This is a genomic window from Pinisolibacter sp. DMC19 (assembly GCF_056313985.1).
The window spans coordinates 65,445-91,302 of the sequence record NZ_JBQUZF010000010.1 but is presented as its reverse complement, the minus strand read 5'-3'; the positions used below and the strand labels follow the sequence as shown (position 1 = coordinate 91,302).

General features: G+C 69.3%; 24 protein-coding genes. 17 read left to right on the top strand and 7 right to left on the bottom strand.

Annotation, left to right across the window (positions count from 1 at the left end; genetic code table 11):
• Positions 1-21 precede the first annotated feature (21 nt).
• From ACT53U_RS18800 to ACT53U_RS18775, 6 genes are all read right to left on the bottom strand, one after another.
• Positions 22-786, bottom strand: a complete 765-nt coding sequence (locus tag ACT53U_RS18800; protein WP_476157393.1) for an ABC transporter ATP-binding protein — start codon at positions 784-786, stop codon at positions 22-24.
• Positions 783-2,558, bottom strand: coding sequence for a branched-chain amino acid ABC transporter ATP-binding protein/permease (locus ACT53U_RS18795; protein ID WP_476157391.1), 1,776 nt, complete (start codon positions 2,556-2,558; stop codon positions 783-785). The genes ACT53U_RS18800 and ACT53U_RS18795 overlap by 4 nt, the downstream gene beginning before the upstream one ends.
• Entirely contained in the window at positions 2,555-3,421 is an 867-nt protein-coding gene (locus ACT53U_RS18790; protein ID WP_476157389.1) for a branched-chain amino acid ABC transporter permease, read from the bottom strand. The genes ACT53U_RS18795 and ACT53U_RS18790 overlap by 4 nt, the downstream gene beginning before the upstream one ends.
• 88 nt (positions 3,422-3,509) lie before the next feature.
• Positions 3,510-4,700 carry an ABC transporter substrate-binding protein gene (locus tag ACT53U_RS18785; RefSeq protein WP_476157387.1) on the bottom strand — a complete coding sequence of 397 codons (1,191 nt, stop codon included), beginning with the start codon at positions 4,698-4,700 and terminating at the stop codon, positions 3,510-3,512.
• A 135-nt stretch (positions 4,701-4,835) separates the two neighbouring features.
• A complete protein-coding gene (locus ACT53U_RS18780; RefSeq protein WP_476157386.1) occupies positions 4,836-5,363 on the bottom strand; it encodes a hypothetical protein in 528 nt (175 codons plus the stop codon).
• Positions 5,360-6,382, bottom strand: a complete 1,023-nt coding sequence (locus ACT53U_RS18775; RefSeq protein WP_476157384.1) for a helix-turn-helix transcriptional regulator — start codon at positions 6,380-6,382, stop codon at positions 5,360-5,362. Before ACT53U_RS18775 ends, ACT53U_RS18780 begins: the two co-directional genes overlap by 4 nt.
• A gap of 139 nt (positions 6,383-6,521) precedes the next feature.
• On the opposite strand from ACT53U_RS18775, the gene ACT53U_RS18770 reads away from it, so the two are divergent.
• The 14 genes from ACT53U_RS18770 (at position 6,522) to ACT53U_RS18705 (ending at position 22,334) form a co-directional block, all read left to right on the top strand.
• On the top strand, positions 6,522-7,007 hold the full coding sequence (locus tag ACT53U_RS18770) for a 4-hydroxylaminobenzoate lyase (protein WP_476157382.1): 486 nt from the start codon (positions 6,522-6,524) through the stop codon (positions 7,005-7,007).
• 20 nt (positions 7,008-7,027) lie between these two features.
• Positions 7,028-8,596, top strand: a complete 1,569-nt coding sequence (locus tag ACT53U_RS18765; RefSeq protein ID WP_476157381.1) for a benzoate-CoA ligase family protein — start codon at positions 7,028-7,030, stop codon at positions 8,594-8,596.
• Entirely contained in the window at positions 8,596-9,405 is an 810-nt protein-coding gene (locus ACT53U_RS18760) for an alpha/beta fold hydrolase (RefSeq protein ID WP_476157380.1), read from the top strand. The genes ACT53U_RS18765 and ACT53U_RS18760 overlap by 1 nt, the downstream gene beginning before the upstream one ends.
• Positions 9,402-10,970: a 3,4-dehydroadipyl-CoA semialdehyde dehydrogenase gene (locus ACT53U_RS18755; protein ID WP_476157378.1), complete on the top strand. Its 1,569-nt coding sequence runs from the start codon at positions 9,402-9,404 to the stop codon at positions 10,968-10,970. The genes ACT53U_RS18760 and ACT53U_RS18755 overlap by 4 nt, the downstream gene beginning before the upstream one ends.
• 140 nt (positions 10,971-11,110) lie before the next feature.
• Positions 11,111-12,796 (top strand): 2,3-epoxybenzoyl-CoA dihydrolase, encoded by a 1,686-nt coding sequence (boxC, locus tag ACT53U_RS18750; protein ID WP_476157377.1) that lies wholly within the window; start codon positions 11,111-11,113, stop codon positions 12,794-12,796.
• An 89-nt stretch (positions 12,797-12,885) separates the two neighbouring features.
• A complete protein-coding gene (gene boxB / locus ACT53U_RS18745; protein WP_476157376.1) occupies positions 12,886-14,334 on the top strand; it encodes a benzoyl-CoA 2,3-epoxidase subunit BoxB in 1,449 nt (482 codons plus the stop codon).
• Between the two features lie 77 nt (positions 14,335-14,411).
• The gene (boxA, locus tag ACT53U_RS18740; RefSeq protein WP_476157375.1) at positions 14,412-15,602 is read left to right on the top strand and encodes a benzoyl-CoA 2,3-epoxidase subunit BoxA; all 1,191 of its coding nucleotides are present in this window, start codon (positions 14,412-14,414) and stop codon (positions 15,600-15,602) included.
• A gap of 37 nt (positions 15,603-15,639) precedes the next feature.
• On the top strand, positions 15,640-16,668 hold the full coding sequence (locus ACT53U_RS18735; RefSeq protein WP_476157374.1) for a zinc-dependent alcohol dehydrogenase family protein: 1,029 nt from the start codon (positions 15,640-15,642) through the stop codon (positions 16,666-16,668).
• Entirely contained in the window at positions 16,665-17,453 is a 789-nt protein-coding gene (locus ACT53U_RS18730) for an enoyl-CoA hydratase-related protein (RefSeq protein WP_476157373.1), read from the top strand. The genes ACT53U_RS18735 and ACT53U_RS18730 overlap by 4 nt, the downstream gene beginning before the upstream one ends.
• 243 nt (positions 17,454-17,696) lie before the next feature.
• A complete protein-coding gene (locus tag ACT53U_RS18725; RefSeq protein ID WP_476157371.1) occupies positions 17,697-18,881 on the top strand; it encodes an ABC transporter substrate-binding protein in 1,185 nt (394 codons plus the stop codon).
• A gap of 106 nt (positions 18,882-18,987) precedes the next feature.
• On the top strand, positions 18,988-19,860 hold the full coding sequence (locus ACT53U_RS18720; RefSeq protein ID WP_476157370.1) for a branched-chain amino acid ABC transporter permease: 873 nt from the start codon (positions 18,988-18,990) through the stop codon (positions 19,858-19,860).
• A complete protein-coding gene (locus tag ACT53U_RS18715; protein WP_476157368.1) occupies positions 19,853-20,869 on the top strand; it encodes a branched-chain amino acid ABC transporter permease in 1,017 nt (338 codons plus the stop codon). Before ACT53U_RS18720 ends, ACT53U_RS18715 begins: the two co-directional genes overlap by 8 nt.
• The gene (locus tag ACT53U_RS18710) at positions 20,866-21,618 is read left to right on the top strand and encodes an ABC transporter ATP-binding protein (RefSeq protein ID WP_476157366.1); all 753 of its coding nucleotides are present in this window, start codon (positions 20,866-20,868) and stop codon (positions 21,616-21,618) included. Before ACT53U_RS18715 ends, ACT53U_RS18710 begins: the two co-directional genes overlap by 4 nt.
• Positions 21,619-21,629: 11 nt before the next feature.
• Entirely contained in the window at positions 21,630-22,334 is a 705-nt protein-coding gene (locus tag ACT53U_RS18705) for an ABC transporter ATP-binding protein (RefSeq protein ID WP_476157364.1), read from the top strand.
• 52 nt (positions 22,335-22,386) lie between these two features.
• Here the strand turns inward: ACT53U_RS18705 and ACT53U_RS18700 are convergent, their stop codons facing one another.
• A complete protein-coding gene (locus ACT53U_RS18700) occupies positions 22,387-22,869 on the bottom strand; it encodes a MarR family winged helix-turn-helix transcriptional regulator (protein WP_476157362.1) in 483 nt (160 codons plus the stop codon).
• A 239-nt stretch (positions 22,870-23,108) separates the two neighbouring features.
• Here ACT53U_RS18700 and ACT53U_RS18695 point away from each other — a divergent pair, with 239 nt between their 5' ends.
• From ACT53U_RS18695 to ACT53U_RS18685, 3 genes are all read left to right on the top strand, one after another.
• Complete coding sequence (locus tag ACT53U_RS18695; RefSeq protein WP_476157361.1) at positions 23,109-23,813, top strand: fumarylacetoacetate hydrolase family protein; 705 nt, start codon at positions 23,109-23,111, stop codon at positions 23,811-23,813.
• Between the two features lie 11 nt (positions 23,814-23,824).
• Positions 23,825-24,472: a maleylacetoacetate isomerase gene (gene maiA, locus ACT53U_RS18690; RefSeq protein WP_476157360.1), complete on the top strand. Its 648-nt coding sequence runs from the start codon at positions 23,825-23,827 to the stop codon at positions 24,470-24,472.
• Positions 24,473-24,650: 178 nt separating this feature from the next.
• Positions 24,651-25,835 carry a 3-hydroxybenzoate 6-monooxygenase gene (locus tag ACT53U_RS18685; protein ID WP_476157359.1) on the top strand — a complete coding sequence of 395 codons (1,185 nt, stop codon included), beginning with the start codon at positions 24,651-24,653 and terminating at the stop codon, positions 25,833-25,835.
• The last annotated feature ends 23 nt before the right edge of the window (positions 25,836-25,858 follow it).

Sequence of the window (25,858 nt, the reverse complement as noted above, 5' to 3'; positions counted from 1 at the left end):
CGATCGGGTTTGCTCGAGAAATCAGACCCCGAGCCAGCGGTGGACGAGGTCGGCGTCGGCGGTCAGCGCCGCGGTGGTGCCTTCGAAGACGATCTCGCCCTTGGCGAGGATGAAGTGGCGATCGGCGAGCTGGAACAGATCCTCGAGGTTCTTGTCGACCACGACGATCGCCATGCCGGTCGCCGCGACGATCGACAGCGTCTTCCAGATCTCGTCGCGCACCTTGGGTGCGAGGCCCTCGGTCGCCTCGTCGAGCATCAGCAGTTCCGGGTTGGTCATCAGCGCCCGGCCGATCGACAGCATCTGCTGTTCGCCGCCCGACAGCTGGTCGCCCCAGTTGCCGCGCCGCTCGGCGAGCCGCGGGAAGAGGTCGAAGACCCGCTCCAGCGTCCAGTCGCGCCGCCCGCCGGGACCGGCGCGATGCGGCAGCGTCAGGTTCTCGAGCACGGTCAGATTGGGGAAGATGCCGCGCCCCTCCGGTACCAGCGCGATGCCGGCCCGCGCGATTGCGGCGGGCTTGGCGCCCGAGAGTTCGCGTCCGCGGAAGCGGATCGAGGCGGTCGGCCCGCCCGACATCAGGCCGCAGATCGTCCTGAGCAGCGTTGTCTTGCCCATGCCGTTGCGGCCGAGGAGACCGATCGTCTCGCCGGGTGCGACGGCGAAGGCGACGTCGCGCAGGCAGGGCACGCGGCCGTGGGCGGTGGCGATGCCGGTCGCCGCGAGCAGCGGCTCGGCCGCCACGGGAGCGGGGGTGGGGCGGGGGGCGAGCGCGAGAGCGGGTGTCATGCGGCATCCTCCAGTCCGGCGAAACGGCCGAGATAGGCCTCGCGCACCGTGGCGTCGCGGCGGATGTCGTCCGGCGTGCCATGGGCGACGAGGCGGCCGCCGACCAGCACCGACACCGTGTCGGCACAGGCGAAGACCGCGTCCATGTCGTGCTCGATGAGAAGAATGGTGTGATCGCGCGCGAGATCCTTCAGGAGCGCCGTCACCCGCACCGTCTCCTCCGGCCCCATGCCGGCGAGCGGCTCGTCGAGCACCAGCAGCCGGGCGCCGGAGGCGATCAGCATGGCGATCTCGAGCTGGCGCTGTTCGCCGTGCGACAGCGACGAGACCACCCGATCGGCGCGGTCGACGAGACCGGTCGCCTCCAGCGCCTCGGCGACGGCGCGCGCCTCCTCGGCCCGACTGCTACCTGCCAGCCCGCGCGCCTGCGCCGCCACGGCGCAGTTCTCGGCGACGGTGAAGCCCGTGAAGACATTGGTGCGCTGGAACGATCGCCCGATCCCCCGCCGCGCCCGGCTCGCCGCCGACATCGCCGTGACGTCGACGCCGTCGAGCCGGATGGTGCCGGCGGAGACCGGCAGCGTGCCGGTGAGGAGGTTGGTGAAGGTGGTCTTGCCGGCACCGTTCGGCCCGATGACCGCATGGATGCGGCCGGGTTCGAAGGCGACGGTGACGCCGTCGACCGCCGTCAGGCCGCCGAAGGTGCGGCGCAGACCGGCGACATCGAGCTTCGGCGGTTTGGCATGCGCGATTTCCTTCGCCGGCTCGAGATCGCTCGCGGCCGGCGCCGTCCAGGGCCGAGCGACGCGCTGCGGCAGCCAGCCGGCGATGCCCTTCGGCGCGCCGAGCACCACGGCGATGAGGAAGAGGCCCATGGCGATCGGCCAGTGGTCGGAGACCATCGCGCCGACGAATTTCGGGCTCTTCAGCACCTCTTCCGCCAGCGAGAACACCAGCGCACCGACGATCGAGCCCCAGATCGAGCCGACACCGCCGAGCACCACCATCATGATGGCGAGGCCGGATTCGCGCCAATTCATGATCTCCGGCGGCACGAATCCGTCGATCGAGGCGAAGATCGCCCCGCCGAGCCCGGCGATGCCGGCGGCGACGACGAAGCTCGCCCATTTGTAGCGGGTGGCGTCGAAGCCGAGGGCGTTCATCCGCGTCTCGTTGGCGCGCGTGCCCTGGAGCACGCGGCCGAAGCGCGAGCGGGCGAGTGCCAGCGTCGCGCCGTAGACGACGGCGAGGGCGGCGAGCGCGAACCACAGCAGCGTGTTGCGGCCGGAGAAGTCGAGCACCGTCCGCCCGGCGATCTCCAGCAGCGGCTTGGTGTCGATCGAGGCACCGTCGGAGCCGCCGGCAATCTTGGTGTCGTGGAACAGCGCGAAGAGCATCTGCGATGCCGCGAGCGTCACCATGATGAAGTAGAAGGCGCGCGTGCGGACCGCGAAGGCGCCGACCACGGCGGCGACCGCCGCCGGCAGCGCGACGCCGGCGCCGAGCGCCACGGCGAGGTTCGCCGGCTCGTAGTCCGGCGGGGTGACGAACCACACCGCATAGGCGCCGAGGCCGAACCAGGCGGCATGGCCGAAGGAGACGAGACCGGTGACGCCGATCAGCAGATCGAGGCCGATCACGAAGATCGCCGTGGCGATCACCCGGGTGGCGAACTTCACCTCGAAGGGACCGGCGAGGACCGGCACCAGCGCAAAGGCGAGGGCAATGGCCAGAAGCAGCACGATCACCGCGGCGGAGGGCAGGCGGATCATCGGATCGCCCTCCCGTAGAGGCCGGCGGGACGGACGACCAGCACCGTCGCCATCAACGCATAGACCAGCACGCCGGCGAAGCTCGGCAGGAACACCTTGCCGAGCGCGTCGGCGACGCCGATCGCCAGCGCGCCGACGAAGGCGCCCTTGATCGAGCCGATGCCGCCGATCACCACGACCACGAAGGAGATGATCAGGATGCGCTCGCCGATGCCCGGGTAGACGCTCTCGACCGGCGCGGCGAGCATGCCGGCGAGTGCGGCGAGCGCGCAGCCGACGGCGAAGACCATGGCGTAGAGCCGCGTCGCGTCGAAGCCGAGGAGCTCGGTCATCTCGCGATTGCTCTCGCCCGCCCGGACGAGCTGGCCGACCCGCGTCTTCTGCACCACGAAGAACATGGCGGCGGCGAGCGCGGCGCAGATCGCCGTCAGCGCCAGCCGATAGACCGGATAGGACAGCGTCGAAGTGAGCGCGATCGAGCCGGAGAGATAGGCCGGCGCCGGCACGCCGTGCGGGTAGTTGCCCCAGATCGTGCGCTGCAGCTCGTTGAAGATCAGGATCAGCGCGAAGGTCAGCAGCACCTGTTGCAGGTGGTCGCGGGCATAGAGATGGCGGATGAACACCCGCTCGATCGCCCAGCCGAAGCCGACCGCCAGCGGCACGCCGAGGCCGACCGCGAGGAAGACGTCGCCGGTCGCCTCGGTCAGCGTCAGCGCGAGATAGGCGCCCAGCATGTAGAACGAACCGTGGGCGAGATTGATCACGCCGAGGATGCCGAAGACCAGCGTCAGGCCACTGGCGGCGAGGAAGATCAGGAACCCGTGCTGGATTCCGTTGAAGATCTGGACGAGCACGAGCTCCATCGCGGGCAAACCTTCTCGTGACGGACCGGGAGGGGCGCGGGCGTCTTCCGCCGCGCGCCCCTCGGACGGTTTCGAAGGCGAGGCGGGATCAGGCCTTGCAGCCCTTGGCCGCGTCGGCGAGGCTCTCGGCGGCGACGCCGACGAGCCCGTTCTTGCCCCCCTTCAGCTCGCGCAGATAGAAGGTCTGCTTGGGGTTGCGCGAGGCGGAGAACTCGAACGGCCCGCGCGGCGAGGCGAATTTCGCCGCCGCCATCGCCTTGTGCAGCGCGTCCTTCTTCGTCGCGTCACCACCGACGGCGGTCAGGCCGATGTCGAGCACGTGCATGGCGTCCCAGCCCTGCACCGCGTAGACGTCCGGCGCGATGCCGTAGGCCGCCTGGAACGCCTTGCGGAAGGCGGCGTCCTCGGGGTTCTTCAGCCCGTCGGCATAGTGCAGCACGGTCTTCACCCCGTCGCCGGCCTCGCCCACCGCCTGCTCGACGCCGTCGGTAAGGAAGCCCGGACCCCACAGCTGCACCTGCCCCTGGAGGCCTGCCGCCGCGAAGTCCTTGATGAACTTGGCTGCACCGCCGCCGGCGAAGAAGGAGTAGACCGCCTGGGGCTTGGCCGCCGCGATCTCCGCCAGCGCCGACTGGAACTCGACGTCGGGGAAGGGCAGGGCGATGTCCTTGACGATCTTGCCGCCGCCCGCCTCGAAGGCCTGCTTGAAGCCGGCGACCATCTCCTCGCCCGCGGCGTAGCGCCAGGTGCAGGTGACCGCCTCCTTGATGCCGGCCGCCAGCATCGCCTTGCCGGTGGCGACGCCGACCTGACCGTTGGCGAAGGAGGTGCGGAAGATGTTGGGGGCGCAGAGGCCGCCGGTGATGGCGTCGGCGCCGGCGTTGGGGTCCAGCGTGGTGACGCCGGCCTCGCGGGCGATCTTGACCATGGCGGCGGCGACGCCGGAATGGACGGTGCCGACCAGCACGTCGACCTTCTCGCCGAACACCAGCTTGTTGGTGAGTTCGGTCGCCTTGGGCGGCGCGGATTCGTCGTCGAGCGCGGTGAACTCGATCGCCCGGCCGGCGAGCGAGCCGCCCTTTTCCTTGACGTAGAGCTCGGCGCCGCGCCGGATCGCCTCGCCGAGCGGGGCATAGGTGCCCGACGCCGGCAGGAGAAGGCCGATCTTCAGTGCGCCGGCGGCAGCGGCGGGGCGGACGAAGGGGGCGACGCCCCCCAAGAGCCCCGTGGCGCCGAGCGCACCGGCGGACAACAGGAATTCGCGTCGCGACGACGTCATCGTGATCCCTCCCGGACTGGACGTTTCGGCGCGCGTTCGTTTTTCGGTGGGCTCTGTCGGCCCCGCGCGCCACTCCCTCACGAGTGGAACTTTATTTCATCTCATTCGAAGGTCAAGCCGAACATGCAATATTGTTCATTGCTCGATCGGGTCGACGGCCGCGACCGTCAGCGCCGGATGGTCGGCGGGGCGCACCGCGATCATCGCCGGGCGCGGCCAGGCGACGACGAGGCGGCCGGCGAGATCGCCGAGACCGGGCAGCTCCATCGCGTCGTGGAACACCGGCCTGCGGGCGCGGGACGCGAACTGATGGAAGAGATCGGCGACGTCGTAGTCGTAGACGATGTCGCCCGGCACGATGCCGGGCCGGCGCGCGAAGAAACGATGGAACCCGACCAACCGTGCCCGTCCACCCGCCTCTCCGGCGAAACACAGGACAGCGCGGCCGGAGCCGAGCTTCATCCCGTCCTGCATGCGGGCATAGGTGACGAGATGGCCGAGGCGGACGAGATCGGCGGTGGTGCGGTGCTCGTCGATGGCGTCGCGCGGGTCGAGCGTGACGCGCAGCGCCAGCATCGGCTCGTCGGGCAGGCCCGCGCGGGCGGCGAGAAGCGCCGCGAGCGGCCGGCCGACGAACCCTGAGGGATCGGTCGGCTCGCTCACCCCTTGGCGCCGCGATTGCGCGACTGCCACGGGCAGCCGTTGACGCAGTAGGACTGGACCAGCCCGTAGAGCCGCGCCGCACTCGCCTCGACGCCGACGCCGGACGTGTCGATCTGCACGCGGGCGCGGGCATAGAGCGGCTCGCGGCTCGAAAGAATGGTGATCAGCTCCGCCATCGCCGCCTTGTCGTTGGCCATCGGCCGGAGGTCGCCCTGCTGGCGGACGCGGCTCATGTGCTCGGCCGGCGAGGTGCGGACCCAGACGGTGAAGAACGAGGCGAGCAGCAGCTCGAAGGTCACCGGCTCACCGACGATGCCGCCGCCGGTGGCGAGCAGCATCGGGCCGGGTTGTTCGACCAGCCGCTGCAGCGTCACCCGCTCCAGCCGGCGATAGCCGTCCTGGCCGTAGAGATTGAGGATCTCGTTGATCGAAAAGCCGTGTTCGGCCTCGATCTCCTTGTTGAGCTCGACGAAGGGCCAGCCGAGCTGCTCGGCGACGATGCGTCCGAGGGTCGACTTGCCGGCGCCGCGCAGGCCGATCAGGGCGACGCGGTCGACGGCGATGTGCTGTTCGCCGACCGGCCTCGGCCCGCTCGGCAGCTTCTCGCCCGAGAGCAGCGACCGCACCTCCGCGACCACTGCCGGTGAGGCGCCGCGCAGGAGATCGCGTACCAACCGCCAGTCGCCGCCCTCGTCGGCGACCACGAGATCCTCGAGCGGCGCGCCGATCGCCTCGGCCACGCGGCGCAGCAGCATGATCGAGACGTTGCCCTGCCCACCCTCGAGCTGGGCGATGTAGCGCTCGGAAATGCCGGAGACCTTGGCGAGGACCTTGCGCGACATGCCGCGCAGCGCCCGCATCCGCCGCACCCGTTGGCCGAGTTCGACCAGAAACGCCTCGTCGGCGTCCTCGCGGGCCGCCGCCCGCCCGGCGCGGGTCGCGTCCGTACCGGCCGTCGCCTCGGGGGAAACCGGCGAAGCGTCGTCAGGGGGCGCGGGGAGGTCGTCGGCTACGGTCATGAGCGGTCTCGAATTGGAATTCATGAAAAATAGTACAGTGCCCCCTTGACGGCAAGCCGCCCGACGCGGCATGAAAATATGCAATATAGTTCCGCTCCCCTTTCGAGGCCGAAGAGCGGACGCCGAGGGAGACGATCCGATGACCGAGAAAGACACCGAGGCGCGGCGAGCCTTCGCCGCCGAGATCGGCGCCGTGGCGCGCGCGATCGACGGACACCCGCTCGACGACACCCTCGCCGCCCGGCTCGAGGCCGAGTTTCCGACGAACGGCCCGACCTTCCGCCGCATCGCCGACCTGATCGAGACCGGCGACGCCGAGGGCTGGATCTGTCCACGCGAGAACGGCGGCATCCGCTGGGGCCGGGTGATCGCGCCCGGTGCCGAGGCCGGGTCCTTCTCGGTCGATGTGGTGATGATGGAGAGCATCCGCGGCCCCCATCACGTCCATCCCAAGGGCGAGATCGGCATGATCATGCCGGTCGTGGCCGAACCGAATTTCGATGGCCACCCCGAGGGTTGGTACGTCTACGGCCCCGGCTCGGCGCATCACCCGACCGTCACCGACGGCTCGGCCTACGTCCTCTATCTGCTGCCCGACGGCGCGATCGAGTTCACCGGCCGCTGACGTCCCCGAGGAGATCCGCCATGACCGCACCCATGTCCGACATCGCCGCCGCGGGCCGCGTCTACAACGCCGTCGACGACCTGCTCGATCGCAACCTCCGCGCCGGGCGCGGCGACAAGCTCGCCTTCGTCGACCCCGACCGCCGGCTGACCTATTCGGGTCTCGCCGCCGAGACCCGCCGCTTCGCCAACGTGCTCGCTTCGCTCGGGCTCTCCCGCGAGGACCGGGTGGCGATGATCATGCTCGACACGGTCGACTGGCCGGTCGTCTTCCTCGGCGCCATCCGCGCCGGCATCGTGCCGATCCCGCTCAACACGCTGCTCGCCGCCGATCAGTACGCCTACATGCTCGACGACAGCCGGGCGAAGGTGCTGGTGGTCTCCGACGCGCTGTTGCCGGTGGTCGTGCCCGTCCTGCCGGGCATCGCCTCGCTGCGCCACGTGCTGGTCGCCGGTGGTGAGGCGAAGGCGCCGCATCGCGGTCTGACGGCGGAACTCGCCGCTGCCTCCGACGTCTTCGAGACGGTGCCGACTCATCCCGACGAGACCTGCTTCTGGCTCTATTCCTCGGGCTCGACCGGCGCGCCCAAGGGCACCCGTCACGTCCACACCTCGCTGATGGCGACGGCGAAGCTCTATGGCCAGGCGATCCTCGGCATCTGCGAGGACGACGTCGGCTTCTCCGCGGCGAAGCTCTTCTTCGCCTACGGGCTCGGCAATTCGCTGTCCTTCCCGATGTCGGTCGGAGCGACGGCGGTGCTGAACCCCGGCCGCCCGACGCCCGCCGCGGTCTTCGCCATGCTGGAGACGCATCGCCCGACGATCTTCTTCGGCGTGCCGACGCTCTTCGCCGCCATGCTGCACGACCGCGACCATGCGAACCACGCCGGTTCGCCGCGGCTCCGCATCTGCGCCTCGGCCGGCGAGGCGCTGCCCGAGCACATCGGCGAGGCCTGGGCGAAGCGCTTCGGCGCCGACATCCTCGACGGCGTCGGCTCGACCGAGATGCTGCACATCTTCCTGTCGAACGCACCGGGCTCGATCGTCTACGGCACCTCCGGCACGGCGGTCCCCGGCTACGAGCTGAAGCTGCTCGACGAGAGCGGCCGCGAGGTCGACGACGGCGAGATCGGCGAACTCTTCGTGCGCGGGCCCTCCGCAGCCGACGGCTACTGGAACCAGCGCGAGAAGAGCCGGGCGACGTTCCGCGGCGAATGGACCAAGACCGGCGACAAATACATCCGCGACAAGACCGGCCGGCACACCTACTGCGGCCGCGCCGACGACATGTTCAAGGTCTCCGGCATCTGGGTCTCGCCCTTCGAGATCGAGGCGGCGCTCGCTTCTCACCCCGACGTGCTCGAGGCGGCGGTGGTGTCGCATGCCGACGAGGAGGGGCTCTTGAAGCCCAAGGCCTTCGTCGTGCTCAAGGACGGCGCCGCGGTCGACGACCTGGAGCAACGGCTCAAGGACCACGTCAAGGCGTCGATCGGCATGTGGAAGTACCCGCGCTGGATCGAGGTGGTCGACGGCCTGCCCAAGACCGCCACCGGCAAGATCCAGCGCTTCAAGCTGCGCGAGGAGGGGTGATGACCCTCCCCCGCGACGGCTTCGTCGAGGTCGCCGGCCGGCGCCTGGAGTTCGTCCATCTCGGGCCTGCGCCCGATACGGCGCCGACGCTGGTGCTGCTCCACGAAGGGCTCGGTTCGGTCGGCCTGTGGCTCGACTTTCCGCAGGCCCTGCAGGAAGCGACCGGCTGCGGCGTCTTCGTCTTCTCGCGCGCCGGCTACGGCAAGTCGGACCCCGTGCCGCTGCCGCGCCCGCTCGACTACATGCAGCGCGAGGCCGAGGAGATGCTGCCGGCCCTCCTCGATGCCATCGGTTTTCGCCGCGGCGTCCTCGTCGGCCATTCCGACGGCGCCTCGATCGCCGCGCATCACTTGGGGGTCGTGCACGATCCCCGCGTCGAGGCGGCGGTGCTGATCGCGCCGCATTTCTTCGTCGAGGACATGTGCGTCGCGGCGATCGCCGAGGCGAAGACCGCCTGGGAGACGACCGATCTCAGGGCGAAGCTCGCCCGCTGGCATGCCGATCCGGACGTCGCCTTTCTCGGCTGGAACGGTGCCTGGCTCGATCCCGAATTTCGGCATTGGGACATCCGGTCGAGCCTCGAGACCGTGTCGCGGCCGATGCTGGTGATCCAGGGCGTCGACGACCAGTACGGCACGCGCCTCCAGCCCGAGGCCGCGGTCGATCTGTCGCCCGCGCCGGTTCTCGTCGAGATGCTTCCGGGGGTGAGGCATTCGCCCCACCGCGAGGCGCACGACGCGACCGTCGCGGCGATCACCCGTTTCTTCGCAGCCTTTCCCGAGTTCTCCGTTTCAGAGGTCTTCGCATGATCCGTCTCCAGAGCTACGTCGAAGATCGCTTCGTCGCGGGCGCCGCCCCCGGCCGCTCCTTCGTCGACCCCGTGACGGGCAAGGCGCTCGGCACGGTCGATTCGACCGGCGTCGACTGCGCCGCCGCCCTCGATCATGCCCGCAGCGTCGGCGGTCCCGCGCTCGCCGCGATGACCTTCGCCGAGCGCGGCGCGCTCATCGGCGCCATCGCTGACGCGCTCGCCGCCCGCCGCGACGACTGGCTGGAAATCGCGCGCAGGAACTCCGGCAACACGACCCGCGACGCGTCGATCGACGTCGACGGCGGCATCGCCACCCTGAAGTATTATGCGAGGCTCGCCGCCGGCCTCGGGGCCGCCCGCCGGCTGATCGAGCCGGGTTCCGACCGCCTCGCCAAGGGCCCCTTCGAGGCCCGCCACGTCTGGACGACGCGGCCCGGCGCGGCGATCTTCATCAACGCCTTCAACTTCCCCTCCTGGGGCCTGTGGGAGAAGGTCGCCGTGGCGCTCGTCGCCGGCATGCCGGTCGTCGCCAAGCCGGCGTCGGGCACCGCCTGGCTCGCCGAAGCCATGGTCCGCGCGGTGGTCGAGGCGGGCGTGCTGCCCGTCGGCGTGCTGTCGCTGGTCTGCGGCGCGGCGGAAGGCCTGCTCGACGCGGTCGAACCCTTCGATTGCATCGCCTTCACCGGCTCCGCCGACACCGGTCGCATGATCCGCTCGCACCCGGCGGTGCTCGCCGCCAATCCCCGCGTCGGTATCGAGGCGGACAGCGTCAACGTCGCCGTCCTCGCCCCCTCGGCGACGCCGGAGGCCGCCGCCTTCGAACGCCTGCTCGAACAGGCACTCGCCGCCGTCTCGGTCAAGGCCGGCCAGCTCTGCACCAACATCCGCCGCATCCTGGTGCCGGCGGGCGTGAAGGACGCCTTCGTCGCGGCGCTTGCCACCCGCATCGACGGCCTCGTCGTCGGCGATCCGGCGCTTCCCGAGGTCACCGTCGGCCCTCTGGTCGACGAGAAGCAGCTGCGCGCCGCCTTCGCCGGCCTCGCCGCACTGGCGCCTGAGACCCGCATCGTGCGCGGTGGCGGCATTCCGGCCGCGGTTCACGGCGCCGACGTCGGCGAGGGCGCCTTCCTCGCCCCGACGCTGCTGGTCGCCGACACCGGCGCGGCGCTCGCCGCCGTCCACGACGTCGAGGTCTTCGGCCCCGTCGTGACGGTCATCCCCTACGCCTCGCTCGACGAGGCCGTCGCGCTCGCCGCCCGCGGCGAGGGCTCGCTCGCGGCGTCGGTCTACGGCGACGACGCGGCCGAGGCGGCGGAGATCGCCGGCCGCCTCGCGCCCTTCCACGGCCGCGTCCTGACGGTCGATACGGAAGTCGGCCGCGGCCACACCGGCCACGCGATCGTCATGCCGCAATGCGTCCACGGCGGCCCCGGCCGCGCCGGCGGCGGCGAGGAACTGGGCGGTCTCAGGGGCCTGCGCTTCTTCATGCAGCGCACCGCGCTCCAGGGATCGCCGACGATGCTCGCCGCGATCGCAGCCGACGCGGCTGAAGTCGCGCTCTGAGGCGAGGGCGCCCGCGCGCCCCGCCGGCTTTCGCGCGCCGGGATCATGCAAAAAAATGCATGTCATCCTTCGAAAGCCTCTAGACTCTGCAGAATAGTGCATTATAGTTCAGGTCAACCAAACACAACGAGGGTGGAAACATGGCCGACGAGGCACGCAAGCTGGCGAACGGCGCCACGCGGATCGACTTCCAGACCGATCCTTCCCGCTATCGTCACTGGAAGCTCGCCTTCGACGGCCCGGTCGCGACGCTCGCCATGGACGTCGACGAGAACGGCGGTCTGTTCGAGGGCTATCTGCTGAAGCTCAACTCTTACGACCTCGGCGTCGACATCGAGCTCGCCGACGCGCTGCAGCGCCTGCGCTTCGAGCATCCGGAAGTGAAGGTGGTGCTGCTGCGCTCCGCCAAGCCCAAGGTCTTCTGCGCCGGCGCCAACATCCGCATGCTGGCCGGCTCCGAACACGCCCACAAGGTCAACTTCTGCAAGTTCACCAACGAGACCCGCAACGGCATCGAGGATTCCTCGGAATTCTCCGGTCTCAAGACGATCTGCGTCGCGGCCGGCCCGACAGCCGGCGGCGGCTACGAACTGGCGCTCGCCGCCGACCACATCATCCTGGTCGACGACGGCTCCTCCGCCGTGTCGCTGCCCGAGGTGCCGCTGCTCGCGGTGCTGCCCGGCACCGGCGGCCTCACCCGCGTCGTCGACAAGCGCAAGGTCCGCCGCGACCACGCCGACGTCTTCTGCACCATCGAGGAAGGCATCAAGGGCCGGCGCGCCGTCGACTGGCGCCTCGTCGACGAGATCGTGCCCGCGACCCGCCTCGAAGAGGTCGTCGCCGAGCGCGCCGCCGACTATGCCGCCAAGTCCACCCGCGGCGCCGGCAAGGGCATCACGCTGAAGCCGCTTTCCCGTTCGTTCCGCGCCGACGGCATCGACTATTCGCTCGTCACCGTCGACATCGACCGCGCCGGCCGCACGGCCACCATCACCGTCGAAGGCCCCGACGCCGGTGCCCCCGCCTCGGTCGCCGACCTCGAGGCGCAAGGGTCGGACGCCTGGATCCTGCGGCTCGCCCGCGAGCTCGACGACGCCATCCTCGATCTGCGCAACAACGCCTTCGAGATCGGCACCTTCGTCTTCAAGTCGAAGGGCGACGGCACCCGCGTCGCCGCCTGGGACGCCTTCCTCGAGGCCAACGCCGGCCACTGGCTGGTCAACGAGATCCGCCAGTATTGGAAGCGGACGTTGAAGCGGGTCGACGTCACCTCGCGCACCCTGGTGGCGCTGGTCGAGCCGGATTCCTGCTTCACCGGCCTGCTCGCCGAGCTCGTGCTCGCCGCCGACCGGTCCTACATGCTGATCGGCACCTTCGAGGGCGACAACCGTCCGGCCCCGACCATGGCGCTGACCGCGGCCAACTTCGGCCCCTATCCGATGAGCCATGGTCTCACCCGGCTCGCCAATCGCTTCCTCGCCACGCCCGAGGCTGTCGACGCGCTCGCCGCCCGCAAGGGCGAGGCGATGGACGCCGCGGCGGCGGAGAAGGCCGGCCTCGTCACCTTCTCTCTCGACGACATCGACTGGGCCGACGAGGTCCGCGTCTATCTCGAGGAGCGGGCGTCCTATTCGCCCGACGCGCTGACCGGCCTCGAGGCCAACCTGCGCTTCGCCGGTCCCGAGACGATGGAATCCAAGATCTTCGCGCGCCTCACCGCCTGGCAGAACTGGATCTTCCAGCGTCCCAACGCGGTCGGCGAAGAAGGCGCGCTGCGCCGCTACGGCACCGGCCTGCGCCCGACCTACGACATGCGCCGCGTCTGAGGCGCCGTCGCCCGGACCGATCCGGGCGGCGTCCTCGATCCCGACAAGAACGAAACGAGCGGGGGCCGTCCCCCCCGAGGGAGGAAGTCATGGCCGATACGATCAACGTGGACTACTCGACCAAGGTCCCCAACAACGTCGATCTCGTGAACGACCGCCAGGTCCTGCGCGCGCTCGAGAGCTGGCAGCCGAACTACGTCGACTGGTGGAAGGACATGGGGCCGGAAGGCTTCCAGAACGCGCTGGTCTATCTGCGCACCGCCGTCTCGGTCGACCCGCAGGGCTGGGCCAAGTTCGATTACGTCAAGATGCCGGACTACCGTTGGGGCGTGCTGCTGGCGCCGAAGGAAGAGGGCCGCAAGGTCAACTTCGGCAAGCACAAGGGCGAGGCCGCGTGGCAGGACGTGCCCGGCGAGTATCGCGCGATGCTTCGCCGGCTCATCGTCATCCAGGGTGACACAGAACCGGCCTCGGTCGAGCAGCAGCGCCACCTCGGCGCCACCGCCCCGTCGCTCTACGACATGCGCAACCTGTTCCAGGTCAACGTCGAAGAGGGCCGTCACCTCTGGGCGATGGTCTATCTGCTGCACAAGTATTTCGGCCGTGACGGCCGCGAGGAGGCCGACGAGCTGCTGCGCCGCCGTTCCGGCTCCGCCGAGACGCCGCGCATGCTCGGCGCCTTCAACGAGGCGACGCCGGACTGGCTCTCCTTCTTCATGTTCACCTTCTTCACCGACCGCGACGGCAAGATGCAGCTGGAGAGCCTCGCCCAGTCGGGCTTCGATCCGCTGTCGCGCTCCTGCCGCTTCATGCTGACCGAAGAGGCGCACCACATGTTCGTCGGCGAGACCGGCGTCGGCCGCACCATCGAGCGCACCTGTCAGGCGATGAAGGCGGCCGGCATCACCGACCCGAACGACGTTTCGAAGATCCGCGAGCTCGGCGTCATCGACCTGCCGCTGATCCAGAAGAAGCTCAACATGCACTATCCGCTGACGCTGGACCTGTTCGGCGCGGAGATCTCGACCAACTCGGCGAACTACTACAACGCCGGCCTCAAGGGCCGCTTCGGCGAGACCAAGATCGACGACGATCACGTCCTGACCGACGCCACCTATCCGGTGATGAAGTTCGTCGACGGCAAGATCGTCGAGGAGCACGTACCGGCGCTGACCGCGCTCAACATGCGTCTGCGCGACGACTATTCCGCCGACTGCGCCAAGGGCGTCGAGCGCTGGAACAAGATCATGCAGAAGGAAGGCATCGACTTCCGCCTCGAGCTGCCGCATCAGGCCTTCAACCGCCAGATCGGCGAGTTCGCCCCGATGCAGGCGACGCCGAAGGGCATCATCCTGTCGGACGCCGACTGGGCGGCGAAGCGCGACACGTGGCTGCCGTCGCGCGACGACCTCTCCTTCCTCGACTCGCTGATGCGCCAGGAACTCGAGCCGGGCCGTTACGCCGGCTGGATCAACCCGCCCAAGGTCGGCATCGACAACAAGCCGGGCGACTTCGAATACGTGAAGATCGCCGCGTGAACAGGACGCGGAGGGGCGGCTCGGCCGCCCCTCCGCCGCGACCGTACCTCCGTCGTCCCGATCTCCGGAGCCCGCCCATGAACGCCCCGACCACCGTCCTGAAGCAGCATCTGATCGATCCGGAGATCTGCATCCGCTGCAACACCTGCGAAGAGATGTGCCCGGTCGACGCCATCACCCATGGCGACGACAACTACGTGGTCGACGTCGCCACCTGCAATTTCTGCATGGCCTGCATCGCCCCGTGCCCGACCGGCGCCATCGACAACTGGCGCATGGTGACGACGCCGTGGTCGCTCGAAGACCAACATTCCTGGGGCGAACTCCCCGCCCAGCCGGAGCTCGGCGGCCTCGCCACGCTCGAGGCGATCGACGACGAGGTCGGCGCCATCATCGCCTCCGCCCACGGCGGCGCCGGCGGCAAGTCGGTCGCGCCGAAGTCGGCGGGAAAGCCGGCGATCAATCTCTTCAACCGCGCCAATCCGGCGCGCGCGCGCGTCACCGGCATCTACCGGCTGACCGCGGACGACGCGACGACCGACATCCGCCACGTCATCCTCGACTTCGGCGACACGCCCTTCCCGGTCCTCGAGGGCCAGTCGATCGGCATCGTCCCGCCGGGCGTGGATGCGAACGGCGAGCCCCACCGGGTGCGGCTCTATTCCGTCGCCAGCCCCCGCCATGGCGAGCGACCGAACCACAACAACCTGTCCCTGACCGTCAAGCGCGTCGAGGGCGGCGTCTGTTCCAACTGGGTCTGCGATCTGAAGAAGGGCGACGAGGTGACCGTCACCGGCCCCTTCGGCGCGACCTTCCTGATGCCCGACGATCCGACCACCAACATCGTCATGGTCTGCACCGGCACGGGTTCCGCCCCCTTCCGCGGCATGACCGAATGGCGCCGGCGGACCCAGCCCAATGCGCCGGGCAAGATGGTGCTGTTCTTCGGCGCCCGCCGGCCCGAGGAGCTGCCCTATTTCGGCCCCCTGCAGAAGGTGCCGGAGAGCCTGCTGACCAAGTTCTTCGCCTGGAGCCGGGTGCCCGGCGAGCCCAAGGTCTATGTCCAGGACCTGATGCGGCGCGAGGCGGCGCTGATGGCCGATCTCCTGAAGTCCGATCGGACACACCTCTACATGTGCGGCCTCAAGGGCATGGAGACCGGCGTCGACGAGGCGCTCGCCGACGTCTGCCGCGGCGCCGGCCTCGACTGGGAGGCGCTACGTGGCGTCATGCGCGAGGCTGGCCGCTATCACGTCGAGACCTATTGAGGCATCTTCCTCGAAAAGACCGTCGGAGGAGATGCCCATGGCCGCGGCCACCGTGCTGGAACTGACCGCCTTCGGCCTCGACGGGCTGCGCATCGCCCGCCGCGAGATCGGCGAGCCCGGCCCCGGCGAGATCCGCCTGCGGCTCGACAAGGCGAGCCTCAACCGCCGCGACCTGCTGCTGGTCGAAGGCATCTACAATCCGAAACAGCGGCTGCCCGTGGTTCCCTGTTCCGACGGCGCCGGCATCGTCGAGGCGGTGGGCGCGGGCGTGACCCGCGTCGCGCCCGGTGACCGCGTCGTGCTGCATTTCTTCACCGGCTGGCTCTCGGGCGAGGCGACGACGGAGAAACTCGCGACCGCGCTCGGCGGCCCCGGCGGTGACGGCACGCTCGCCAGCCGGATGATCGTCTCCGCCGAGGCCGTGGTGAAGCTCCCCGACGCGATCGACCTCGAGACCGCGGCGACGCTCCCCTGCGCCGCACTGACGGCGTGGTCGGCGATCGTCGATCTCGGCCGCGTCCGCCCCGGCAACACGGTGTTGATCCAGGGCACGGGCGGCGTCTCGCTCTTCGCGCTGCAGTTCGCGGTCCGCGTCGGTGCGAAGGTGATCGCCATCACCTCGTCGGAGGAGCGCGCCGAGGTGCTTCGCCGGCTCGGCGCCTCGGCGGTGGTGAACTACCGCGAGACACCGAAATGGGGGCCGGTGGTGCGCGATCTCGCCGACGGGCGGCTCGATCTGGTGGTCGAGGTCGGCGGCGCCGAGACGCTCGATCAATCCGTTCGCTTCGTCCGCCCCGGCGGCACGGTGGCGCTGATCGGCGTGCTCTCCGGCAATTTCGCCACCTTCAATCTGTCGCTCGCGGTGATGCGGCAGGTCCGCCTGCAGGGCGTCACCTGCGGCGACCGCGAGGCCTTCGAGGCGATGCTGCGGTCGATCGCGCTGTCGCCGATCGATCCGGTGATCGACACCCGCTTCCCCCTCGCCGAGGCGCCGGCCGCCTTCGCGCGGATGAAGGAGAACGCCCACGTCGGCAAGATCGTCGTCGATCTCGGGAGCGCCGCATGAGCGACACCCCTCTCGTCCGCGTCGAGATCCGCGATCGGTTCCGCGTACTGCGGCTGAACCGTCCCGACCGGCTCAACGCCTTCACCGAGGATCTCCACCGCGCCCTGATGGCGGCGCTGGTCGAGGCGGAGGCCGATCCGGCCTGCCGGGCGATCCTGCTCACCGGTGAGGGCCGCGCCTTCTCCGCCGGACAGGACCTCTCCGACCGCATCCGCGCCATCGCCGAAGGCCCGCTCGACCTCGGCCGCTCGCTCGCCGAGTTCTACGAGCCGCTGGTCGAGAAGATCCGGTCGATCCCGATCCCGGTCGTGGTGGCGATCAACGGCATCGCTTCCGGCGCCGGGCTCAACGTCGCCCTCCACGGCGACGTGGTGATCGCCGCGAGAGGCGCCAAGCTGACCGAGCCCTTCTCGCGCATCGGCCTCGTCCCCGATGCCGGCGGCTCGTGGCTGCTGCCCCGCCTCGTCGGCCGGGCGAAGGCCAACGCGCTGGTCTTCCTCGCCGAGACGATCACCGGCGAAGAGGCAGCCTTCCTCGGTCTCGTCGCCGAGGCGGTCGACGACGAGCGGCTGAAGGAACGCGCCGAGGCGATCTGCACGCGCCTCGCCGCCGGCCCGCGCGCCGCGCTCGCCCGGCTGAAGCAGGTGATGCGCGCCGCCGAGACCAACGATCTTTCCGCCCAGCTCGTCGTCGAGCGCGAGGCGCAGCAGATCTCCGGCCGCCACGCCGACTATGCCGAAGGCCTCGCCGCCTTCGCCCAGAAGCGCCCGCCGCGCTTCGACTGAGATCCTCGATCCCCGACCGCGGAAATCCGCCGTTTCGCCCGCGGCCCGCCGGTACGCGGTCGCTCGCGCCCGTCCGTCCGTCGCCCCGGCATACGAAAAAACACGCAGAAATCGGCCTGCACTATATTGACAGTATGCTGACGATCTATATCGTGAGCCTCAATCGGTTCAAGCGGCCGGAAGTGCCGCGCATGCCGAAGGAGAGGGCCGAAAAGGCCCCCGAGGAAACGAGAGAGGGCATCCATGCGTATCGATCGCCGCATCCCCTTCGCCGCCGCGCTCGTCGCCGGCACGATGCTCGCCGCGCCGGCGGCCTTCGCCGAGGATCCGATCCGCATCGGCTTCCTGTCGACCTTCTCCGGCCCCGGTGGCCAGCTCGGCCAGGAGTTGCGAGACGGTTTCGATCTCGGCCTCGCCGCGACCGGCGGCAAGCTCGGCGGCCGCACCGTCGAGGTGATCCAGGGCGACGATCAGGCCAAGCCCGACGTCGGCCGCCAGGTCGCCGACAAGATGATCGAGCGTGATCACGTCCAGATCCTGACCGGCGTGAACTTCTCCAACGTCATGCTGGCGGTGGCCAAGCCCGCGCTCGACGCCGGTGCCTTCGTCGTCTCGGTCAATGCCGGCCCGTCGCAATACGCCGGCACCCAGTGCCATCCGCACTTCTTCGTCGCCTCGTTCCAGAACGACACGTCGCCGGAGGCCATGGGCCTCGAGGCCACCAAGCGCGGCATCAAGAAGATGTATCTGATGGCACCCAACTATCCGGCGGGCAAGGACTTCCTCGCCGGCTTCAAGCGCACCTTCAAGGGCGAGGTGGTGGGCGAGGTCTACACCGCTTTCGGTCAGCTCGACTATGCCGCCGAGATCGCTCAGCTGCGCGCCGCCGCTCCGGAAGGCGTGTTCTTCTTCTATCCGGGCGGCATGGGCATCAATTTCGTCAAGCAGTACGATCAGGCCGGCCTGAAGAAGACGGTGCCGCTCTACGGCCCCTCCTTCTCGCTCGACCAGACGGTGCTGCCCGCCATGGGCGACGCGGCGGTCGGAGCCTTCGCCGCCACCCACTGGGCGGAAGACGCCGCCGACGCCGCGTCGAAGAAGTTCCGCGCCGACTTCGAGGCCAAGTACGGCCGCCTGCCGTCGCCCAACGCGGCGCAGGCCTACGACACGGTGATGGCGCTCGACGCGGCGCTGAAGACCGTCGGCGGCAAGGTCGAAGACGCGGCCGGCTTCCAGAAGGCGCTGGAGACGGTGAAGTTCGACAGTCTCCGTGGGCATTTCCGCTTCAACACCAACCACTATCCGGTGCAGGACTTCTGGCTCGCCGAGATCGTCAAGGACGCCAAGGGTCGCCCGGTGATGGCGAAGCGCTCGTTGATCGCTGCCGATCACCAGGATTCCTACGTCGCGAAGTGCGCGATGAAGTGAGGCGGCGCGGGGCGGCGGTCCCTCTCTTCTCCCGCGAGGGGCGAAGGGTCGGGCCTCGCCCGACGCTCTCCCCTCGTGAAAGCCGACCGATCGCCGGAGCCTCGCGATGACCTTCGCTCTCTTCGCCGAACAACTGCTCAACGGCATCCAGTTCGGCGTCACCCTGTTCCTGATGGCCTCCGGGCTGACGCTCGTCTTCGGCATCATGAACTTCATCAATCTGGCGCACGGCTCGCTCTACATGGCGGGCGCCTTCCTCGCCGCGTCGGTACAGGCGGCGACGGGCTCGTTCGTGCTCGGCATCCTCGTCGCCATCCCCGCGACCGCGGCGCTCGGCGCGGTGCTGGAGCTCGGCCTCTTCCGCCGCTTCTATAGCCGCAACCATCTCGATCAGGTGCTCGTCACCTTCGGCATCGTGTTGATGGCCAACGAGGCGACACGGCTGATCTTCGGCCCCGTCCCACTGCGCATGCCGCTGCCGCCGGTGCTCGCCGGATCGATCGAACTGGCGCCCGGCCTCGTCTATCCGACCTTCCGCCTCGTGGTGCTCGCCGTCGGCCTCGCGGTCGCCGGTCTCCTGTGGCTCGTGGTGATGAAGACGCGGCTCGGCATGTGGGTGCGGGCCGGCTCGTCGAACCGCGCCATCGCGTCCGCCATGGGCGTCGACGTCTCTCTCGTCTTCGCCGGCCTCTTCGCCTTCGGTGCGGCGCTCGCCGGGCTCGCCGGGCTGATGGCCGGGCCGATCCTGGCGGTGCAGGTGGGCATGGGCGAGCCCATCCTCATCCTGGCGCTGGTCGTCACCGTCATCGGCGGCATCGGCTCGATCCGCGGCGCCTTCGTCGCCGCGCTGATCGTCGGCCTCGTCGACACCTTCGGCCGCGTCATGTTGCCGCCGGCGCTCGGCTCGATGGCGATCTTCCTCTTGATGGCGCTGATCCTCGCCTTCAAACCCAAGGGACTGTTCCCCGTCCATGGCTGAGCTCGACCCGCACCGCCCGACCCCGATCGACCGCTTCGCGCCCGTGGTCGCGATCGCGCTCCTCGCCGCCGTGCCGCCGGTCGCGAATGCGCTCGGCGACCCCTTCCTGATCAAGCTGGCGACCCGCGTCGTGGTCTTTGCGATCGCCGCGATCGGCCTCAACCTGATCGTCGGCTTCGCCGGTCTCGTCAGCCTGCTGCATGCCGGCCTCTTCGGCGTCGGCGGCTACGTCGTCGGCATCGCCGCCTTCCACGAGTTCAACGGCGAGGCGTTGGCGCTCGGCCCCTTCGTCTGGGACGGCACGGCGGATCTGGCGATCACCCTGCCGCTCGCCGGCCTCGTCGCCGGCCTCGTGGCGCTCCTGACCGGCGTCGTCTCCTTGCGCACCTCCGGCCCCTATTTCCTGATGATCACGCTGGCCTTCGACCAGATGCTCTATTACGGCGCCGTGGCGCTGCAGAAATACGGCGGCGAGGACGGGCTGCAGATCCTGTCTTCGATCACCTTCGCCGGCCGCGACGTCTCCGCCCGCACGCCGTTCTTCTATCTGGCGCTGACGGTGCTGGCACTCGTGGTGTTCCTGCTCGGCCGCGTCGTCTCCAGCCGCTTCGGCATCGTGCTGCGCGCCTCGGCCGAGAACGAGCGCCGCGTCACGGTGACGGGCATCCCGCCCTATGCCTACAGGCTCACCGCCTTCGTCGTCTCCGGCGTCGTCTGCGGCCTCGCGGGAGCGCTGCTCGCGGCGGGACAGCAGTTCGTCTCGCCGGCCGACATGAGCTGGGTGCGATCGGGCGATCTCGTCGTCATGGCGGTGCTCGGCGGGCTCTCGACCATCTGGGGTCCGATCGTCGGCGCCGCCGCCTTCGTCATCCTCGAACTGGTGCTGTCGTCGTGGACGCAATATTGGCAGCTCGCCTTCGGCGCGATCATCGTCGTCGTGGTGCTGACGCTGCGCGGCGGCCTCGCCGATCTGGTGAAGCTCGCCACCAACGGGAGGGCCGCCCGATGAGCGCGCATCGCCTGCTCGAGGTGAAGGGCCTCGTCAAGAGCTTCGGCGGCCTGATGGCCACCAACCATCTCGACTTCGATCTGGTGGAAGGCGAGATCCACGGCGTGATCGGGCCGAACGGCGCCGGCAAGACGACCTTCGTCTCCCAGCTCCAGGGCCAGCTCCTGCCCGACCTCGGCTCCATCCTGCTCGACGGCGAGGACGTCACCCGCATGTCGGCGCATCTGCGCGCCCGGCGCGGCGTGGCGCGGTCGTTCCAGATCACCTCGCTCGTCCCCTCCTTCACCGCGCTCGCCAACGTCATGCTGGCGGTGCAGGGGCGCGAGGGTCATTCCTTCCGCTTCTTCCGCCGTGCCTGGACCGATCCGGCGCTGGTCGAGCCGGCGCGCGAGGCGCTGGAGACGGTGGGGCTCGCCGACAAGGCATCGACCATCGTCGCCGATCTCTCGCACGGCGAATGCCGTCAGCTCGAGCTCGCCATGGCGCTGGCGATGAAGCCGCGTCTGCTGCTGCTCGACGAGCCGATGGCCGGCATGGGCCGTCAGGACGGTGCGGCGATGACCGATCTCGTCGCCCGCCTCAAGGGGCTGACGACGATCGTCCTGATCGAGCACGACATGGAGGCGGTGTTCCGCCTCGCCGACCGCATCTCGGTTCTCGTCGCCGGCCGCGTCATCAAGACAGGCCTTCCCGCCGAGGTGCGCGCCGACGAGGACGTCCGCGCCGCCTATCTCGGCCACTCGCATTGAGGAGGCGGGACATGCTGCTCGAAGTCACCGACCTCCACGCCGGCTACGGCTCGTCGAAGGCGCTGTTCGGCATCTCCTTCGACGTCGCCGAGGGCGAGGTCGTCACGCTGATCGGCCGCAACGGCATGGGCAAGTCGACCACGGTGAAGTCGATCACCGGCCTCCTGAAGCCGACCGCCGGCACCATTCGCTTCAAGGGCGAGGCGATCGGCGGGTCCGCGGCGCATCGAATCTGCCGCCTCGGCATCGGTCTGGTGCCGGAAGGCCGCGGCATCTTCCCCAATCTCTCGGTGCGCGAGAATCTGGTGATGGCCGGTCGCCCCGGCGCGGGTCTTCGGGAGGCCTGGACGCTCGACCGCGTGCTGGCCTTCTTCCCCCGCCTCGCCGAGCGTCTCGCCAACGGCGGCAACCAGCTTTCGGGCGGCGAACAGCAGATGCTGGCGATCGGCCGGGCGCTGATGACCAACCCCGATCTCCTGATCCTCGACGAGGCGACGGAGGGGCTCGCGCCGCTGATCCGCCAGCAGATCTGGAAGGCGCTCGACGTCCTGAAGGGGACGGGTCTGGCGATGATCGTCATCGACAAGGAGATCGAGGCGCTGGCCGAGTTCGCCGATCGTCACGTCGTGCTGGAGAAGGGCGAGGTCGCCTGGCGCGGCACGACGCCCGAGCTGCTGGCCGACGCGTCGATCCAGGAAACCTATCTCTCGGTGTGAGGCGACGATGACGAGACGCAGCCTCGCCCGATCCTATGGAGCCTCGCACGCCTCACTTCGGCTCGTAGGGCCGCAGCGGCGCGCGCGAGCGGTCGTTGCCGGCTTCCGCCGCCTTCGACGCCAGTCGCACGAAGGTCGCGCGTTCGTCGTCGTCGAGCCCGTCGAGCATCAGGACCTGGATGCGCGCGACGATCGGATCGATCTCGGCGATCAGCGCCTCGCCCGCCGGCGTCGGGAAGATGCGGCGGACCCGGCGGTCCTCCGGCGCGGTGGCGCGGCGGACGTAGCCCTTCTCCTCCAGCCGGCCGACGACGCCGCCGATGGTGGTGCGGTCGTAGGCGATGGCGCCGGCGAGCGACACCTGATCGATGCCGGGATATTTCTGCGACGCCTTCAGCGCCGCGTACTGCACCGGCGTCAGGTCGTGACCCGCCTTGGCGCATTCGTCGTGGAACAGCGACACGGCGACCTGGTTGAGGCGCCGGATCACGTGGCCCGGCATGGAATAGATGGCGATGTCGTGGTCGAGGCTCATGGAAGGATCTCGTCGGGTGCGTCGGCGCGAAGCGACGGCAACGGGCTCGGTCATCATCGGTCTCGTGTCTCCGCGCGCAAGTCCATTCTGCGAATCGAACCGCATCTTGACTCGGATCGATCAATCAGTATACTGATTAATGAGTGCATCATACATGAAACTTTCGTCTCGACCACTCCGCCTCATGCGGTAGTCTGGGCGGCGAATGCCTCCTTCCACTTCACAGGGAACGAACCGACGTGACCAAGCTCCTGTTTTCCGTCGCCTCTGCTCCGACCGTCGCGGTCGTGGGCGACGAGGCCCGCTATCCGGTCAACCGCATCTTCTGCGTCGGCCGCAACTATGCCGACCACGCCAAGGAGATGGGCGTCGAGGTCGACCGCGAGGCGCCCTTCTACTTCCTCAAGCAGGCCGGCGCGATCGTGCCGACCGGCGCGACCATCCCCTATCCGCCGGGCACGTCGAACTTCCACTACGAGATGGAGTTCGTCGTGGCGATCGGCGCGCCGGCTTGGCAGGTCCCGGTCGAAAAGGCGATGGACGCGGTCTTCGGCTATGCCTGCGGCCTCGACATGACGCGCCGCGACCTCCAGCTCGAGGCGCGCGCCAAGCAGCGGCCGTGGGACTTCGGCAAGGACTTCGAACAGTCCGCCGTGATCACGCCGATCCTGCCCAAGGCGGCCTTCGGCGCCGTCGGCCCGCAGCGCATCACCCTCGCGGTCAACGGCGCGACCAAGCAGGACGCCCATCTCTCCGACCTCGTCTGGTCGGTCGAGGAGCTCGTCTCGCACCTGTCGCGCTACTACCACCTCGTCCCCGGCGACCTGATCTACACCGGCACGCCGGCCGGCGTCGGCCCGGTCGTCTCCGGCGACACGGTCACCGGTTCGATCGACGGCCTGCCGGCGATCGAACTGAAGATCGGCCCGGCAGAAGCGGTCTGAGGGAGGGGGCGATGCGGTTCCACGGCTTCTTCCGTTCGGGCGCGGCCTGGCGCTGCCGCATCGCCTTCGCCCTCAAGGGCGTGACGCCGGACTTCGTGCCGGTGCATCTGAGACGCGGCGGCGGCGAGCAGAAGACGCCCGCCTACCGCGCGCTGAACCCGCAGGGGCTGGTCCCGACCCTCGAGGTCGACGGCCATGCGCTGACCCAGTCGCTGGCGATCGTCGAATGGCTCGAGGAGGTGATCCCCGAGCCGGCCTTCCTGCCGAAGGACCCGTTCGAACGGGCGGAGGTCCGCGCGTTCGCGCTCGTGATCGCCGCCGACATCCACCCGATCTGCAACCTGCGGGTCCTGAACCACCTCAAGGGCCTGATGGGCCATTCCCAGGACGAGGTCGACGCCTGGTATCGCCATTGGAACGTCCTCGGCCTCGAGGCGCTCGAGGCGATCGCGCGGCGTCATGCCGGCAAGGGACGCTTCGTCTTCGGCGACACGCCGGGCATGGCCGAGATCTGCCTCGCGCCGCAACTCGGCGGCGCCCGGCGCTTCGGTGTCGATCTTGCGGCCTATCCGCGTCTCGTCGAGGTCGAGGCGGCCTGCAACGCGTTGCCGGCCTTCGCGAATGCCGTGCCGGGCAAGCAGCCCGACGCGGAGGCTTGAGAGAGGCGGCATCGCGATCCGCCGTCCGGATCGGCCGTGCGATCCGCGACGTGCCGGCGGATGGAAGAAACCTCGGCGGGCCGATCGCACACCAGATTGACAGTATACTGATGATTATTCATCATATCAAAATCGAACGAGGCCGCGCGAGACGGCCGGCAACCGGGAGTGAAACGACATGAGCAAGGCGAAGAGGTCCGTCGTGGTGGCGGGCGGCGGTATCGGAGGTCTCTCGGCGGCGCTGTCGCTGGCCAAGACCGGGTTCCGCGTCACCGTCCTCGAGCAGGCGGCGCAGTTCGGCGAGATCGGCGCCGGCATCCAGATCGGCCCCAACGCCTTCCACGCCATGGACTGGCTGGGCGTCGGCGACGCCGGCCGTGCCAAGGCGGTCTACATCGACAAGCTGATCATGATGGACGGCATGTCGGGCGAGGAGATCGCCCACATTCCGGTCGACCAGCCCTTCCGCGACCGCTTCAAGAATCCGTATGCGGTGATCCATCGCGCCGACCTGCACGGCGTGCTGCACGACGCCTGCGTCGCCCATCCCGACGTCACGCTGGTCAACAACGAGCGCGTCGTCGCCTACGAGAACACCGCCACCGGCGCCAAGGTGGTGACCGAGAAGGGCTCCGTCTTCGAGGGTGACGCGGTGATCGGCGCCGACGGCGTCCGCTCCAAGATCCGCGAACAGCTGACCGGCGGCGACGCGCTGAAGCTCTCCGGCCACGTCGCCTATCGCGCCGTGCTGCCGATCGAGGACATGCCGGAAGACCTGCGCTGGAACGCCGCGACGCTGTGGGCCGGCCCCAAGTGCCACATGGTCCACTATCCGCTCCAGGGCTGGAAGACCTTCAATCTGGTCGCCACCTTCGTCACCGACATCGCCGATGTCGGCACCAACGAGCCCGGCACCTCGGAGGAAGTGCTCTCGCGCTTCGGCGACATCGTGCCGCGCGCCCGCAAGCTGCTCGAAGTGCCGAAGACATGGCGGCGCTGGGTGCTGGGGGATCGCGACCCGATCGAGAACTGGACCGACGGCAACGTCGTGCTGGTCGGCGACGCCGCCCATCCGACCCACCAGTATTTCGCGCAAGGCGCCTGCATGGCGCTGGAGGACGCGGTCTGCCTCGGTGACGCGCTCGCCCGCCACGAGGACTTCGCCACCGCCTTCCTCGCCTACCAGACGCTGCGCATCCCGCGCGCCTATCGCGTCATCCTGTCGAGCCGCGAGCTCGGCCGCGTCTACCACGCGCAGGGCGTCGAACGCCTCGTGCGCAACAAGTGGCTCGGCGACAAGACGCCGGACGGATTCTACGACAGCCTCGCCTGGCTCTACGGCGGCAACGGCCTGTCGGGCTGATCAACGAAAAAAGAACGACGAGA

Bases quoted from the DNA above. Each gene is read 5' to 3' on its own strand.
- ACT53U_RS18725 (WP_476157371.1), top strand. From the start codon at position 17,697: ATGCGTATCGATCGCCGCATCCCCTTCGCCGCCGCGCTCGTCGCCGGC.
- ACT53U_RS18735 (WP_476157374.1), top strand. From the start codon at position 15,640: ATGGCCGCGGCCACCGTGCTGGAACTGACCGCCTTCGGCCTCGACGGG.
- ACT53U_RS18760 (WP_476157380.1), top strand. From the start codon at position 8,596: ATGACCCTCCCCCGCGACGGCTTCGTCGAGGTCGCCGGCCGGCGCCTG.
- ACT53U_RS18770 (WP_476157382.1), top strand. From the start codon at position 6,522: ATGACCGAGAAAGACACCGAGGCGCGGCGAGCCTTCGCCGCCGAGATC.
- ACT53U_RS18800 (WP_476157393.1), bottom strand. From the start codon at position 786: ATGACACCCGCTCTCGCGCTCGCCCCCCGCCCCACCCCCGCTCCCGTG.
- ACT53U_RS18700 (WP_476157362.1), bottom strand. From the start codon at position 22,869: ATGAGCCTCGACCACGACATCGCCATCTATTCCATGCCGGGCCACGTG.
- boxB (WP_476157376.1), top strand. From the start codon at position 12,886: ATGGCCGATACGATCAACGTGGACTACTCGACCAAGGTCCCCAACAAC.
- ACT53U_RS18715 (WP_476157368.1), top strand. From the start codon at position 19,853: ATGGCTGAGCTCGACCCGCACCGCCCGACCCCGATCGACCGCTTCGCG.
- ACT53U_RS18685 (WP_476157359.1), top strand. From the start codon at position 24,651: ATGAGCAAGGCGAAGAGGTCCGTCGTGGTGGCGGGCGGCGGTATCGGA.
- ACT53U_RS18755 (WP_476157378.1), top strand. From the start codon at position 9,402: ATGATCCGTCTCCAGAGCTACGTCGAAGATCGCTTCGTCGCGGGCGCC.
- ACT53U_RS18790 (WP_476157389.1), bottom strand. From the start codon at position 3,421: ATGGAGCTCGTGCTCGTCCAGATCTTCAACGGAATCCAGCACGGGTTC.
- ACT53U_RS18705 (WP_476157364.1), top strand. From the start codon at position 21,630: ATGCTGCTCGAAGTCACCGACCTCCACGCCGGCTACGGCTCGTCGAAG.
- boxC (WP_476157377.1), top strand. From the start codon at position 11,111: ATGGCCGACGAGGCACGCAAGCTGGCGAACGGCGCCACGCGGATCGAC.
- ACT53U_RS18775 (WP_476157384.1), bottom strand. From the start codon at position 6,382: ATGACCGTAGCCGACGACCTCCCCGCGCCCCCTGACGACGCTTCGCCG.
- ACT53U_RS18795 (WP_476157391.1), bottom strand. From the start codon at position 2,558: ATGATCCGCCTGCCCTCCGCCGCGGTGATCGTGCTGCTTCTGGCCATT.
- ACT53U_RS18785 (WP_476157387.1), bottom strand. From the start codon at position 4,700: ATGACGTCGTCGCGACGCGAATTCCTGTTGTCCGCCGGTGCGCTCGGC.
- boxA (WP_476157375.1), top strand. From the start codon at position 14,412: ATGAACGCCCCGACCACCGTCCTGAAGCAGCATCTGATCGATCCGGAG.
- maiA (WP_476157360.1), top strand. From the start codon at position 23,825: ATGCGGTTCCACGGCTTCTTCCGTTCGGGCGCGGCCTGGCGCTGCCGC.
- ACT53U_RS18730 (WP_476157373.1), top strand. From the start codon at position 16,665: ATGAGCGACACCCCTCTCGTCCGCGTCGAGATCCGCGATCGGTTCCGC.
- ACT53U_RS18720 (WP_476157370.1), top strand. From the start codon at position 18,988: ATGACCTTCGCTCTCTTCGCCGAACAACTGCTCAACGGCATCCAGTTC.
- ACT53U_RS18710 (WP_476157366.1), top strand. From the start codon at position 20,866: ATGAGCGCGCATCGCCTGCTCGAGGTGAAGGGCCTCGTCAAGAGCTTC.
- ACT53U_RS18765 (WP_476157381.1), top strand. From the start codon at position 7,028: ATGACCGCACCCATGTCCGACATCGCCGCCGCGGGCCGCGTCTACAAC.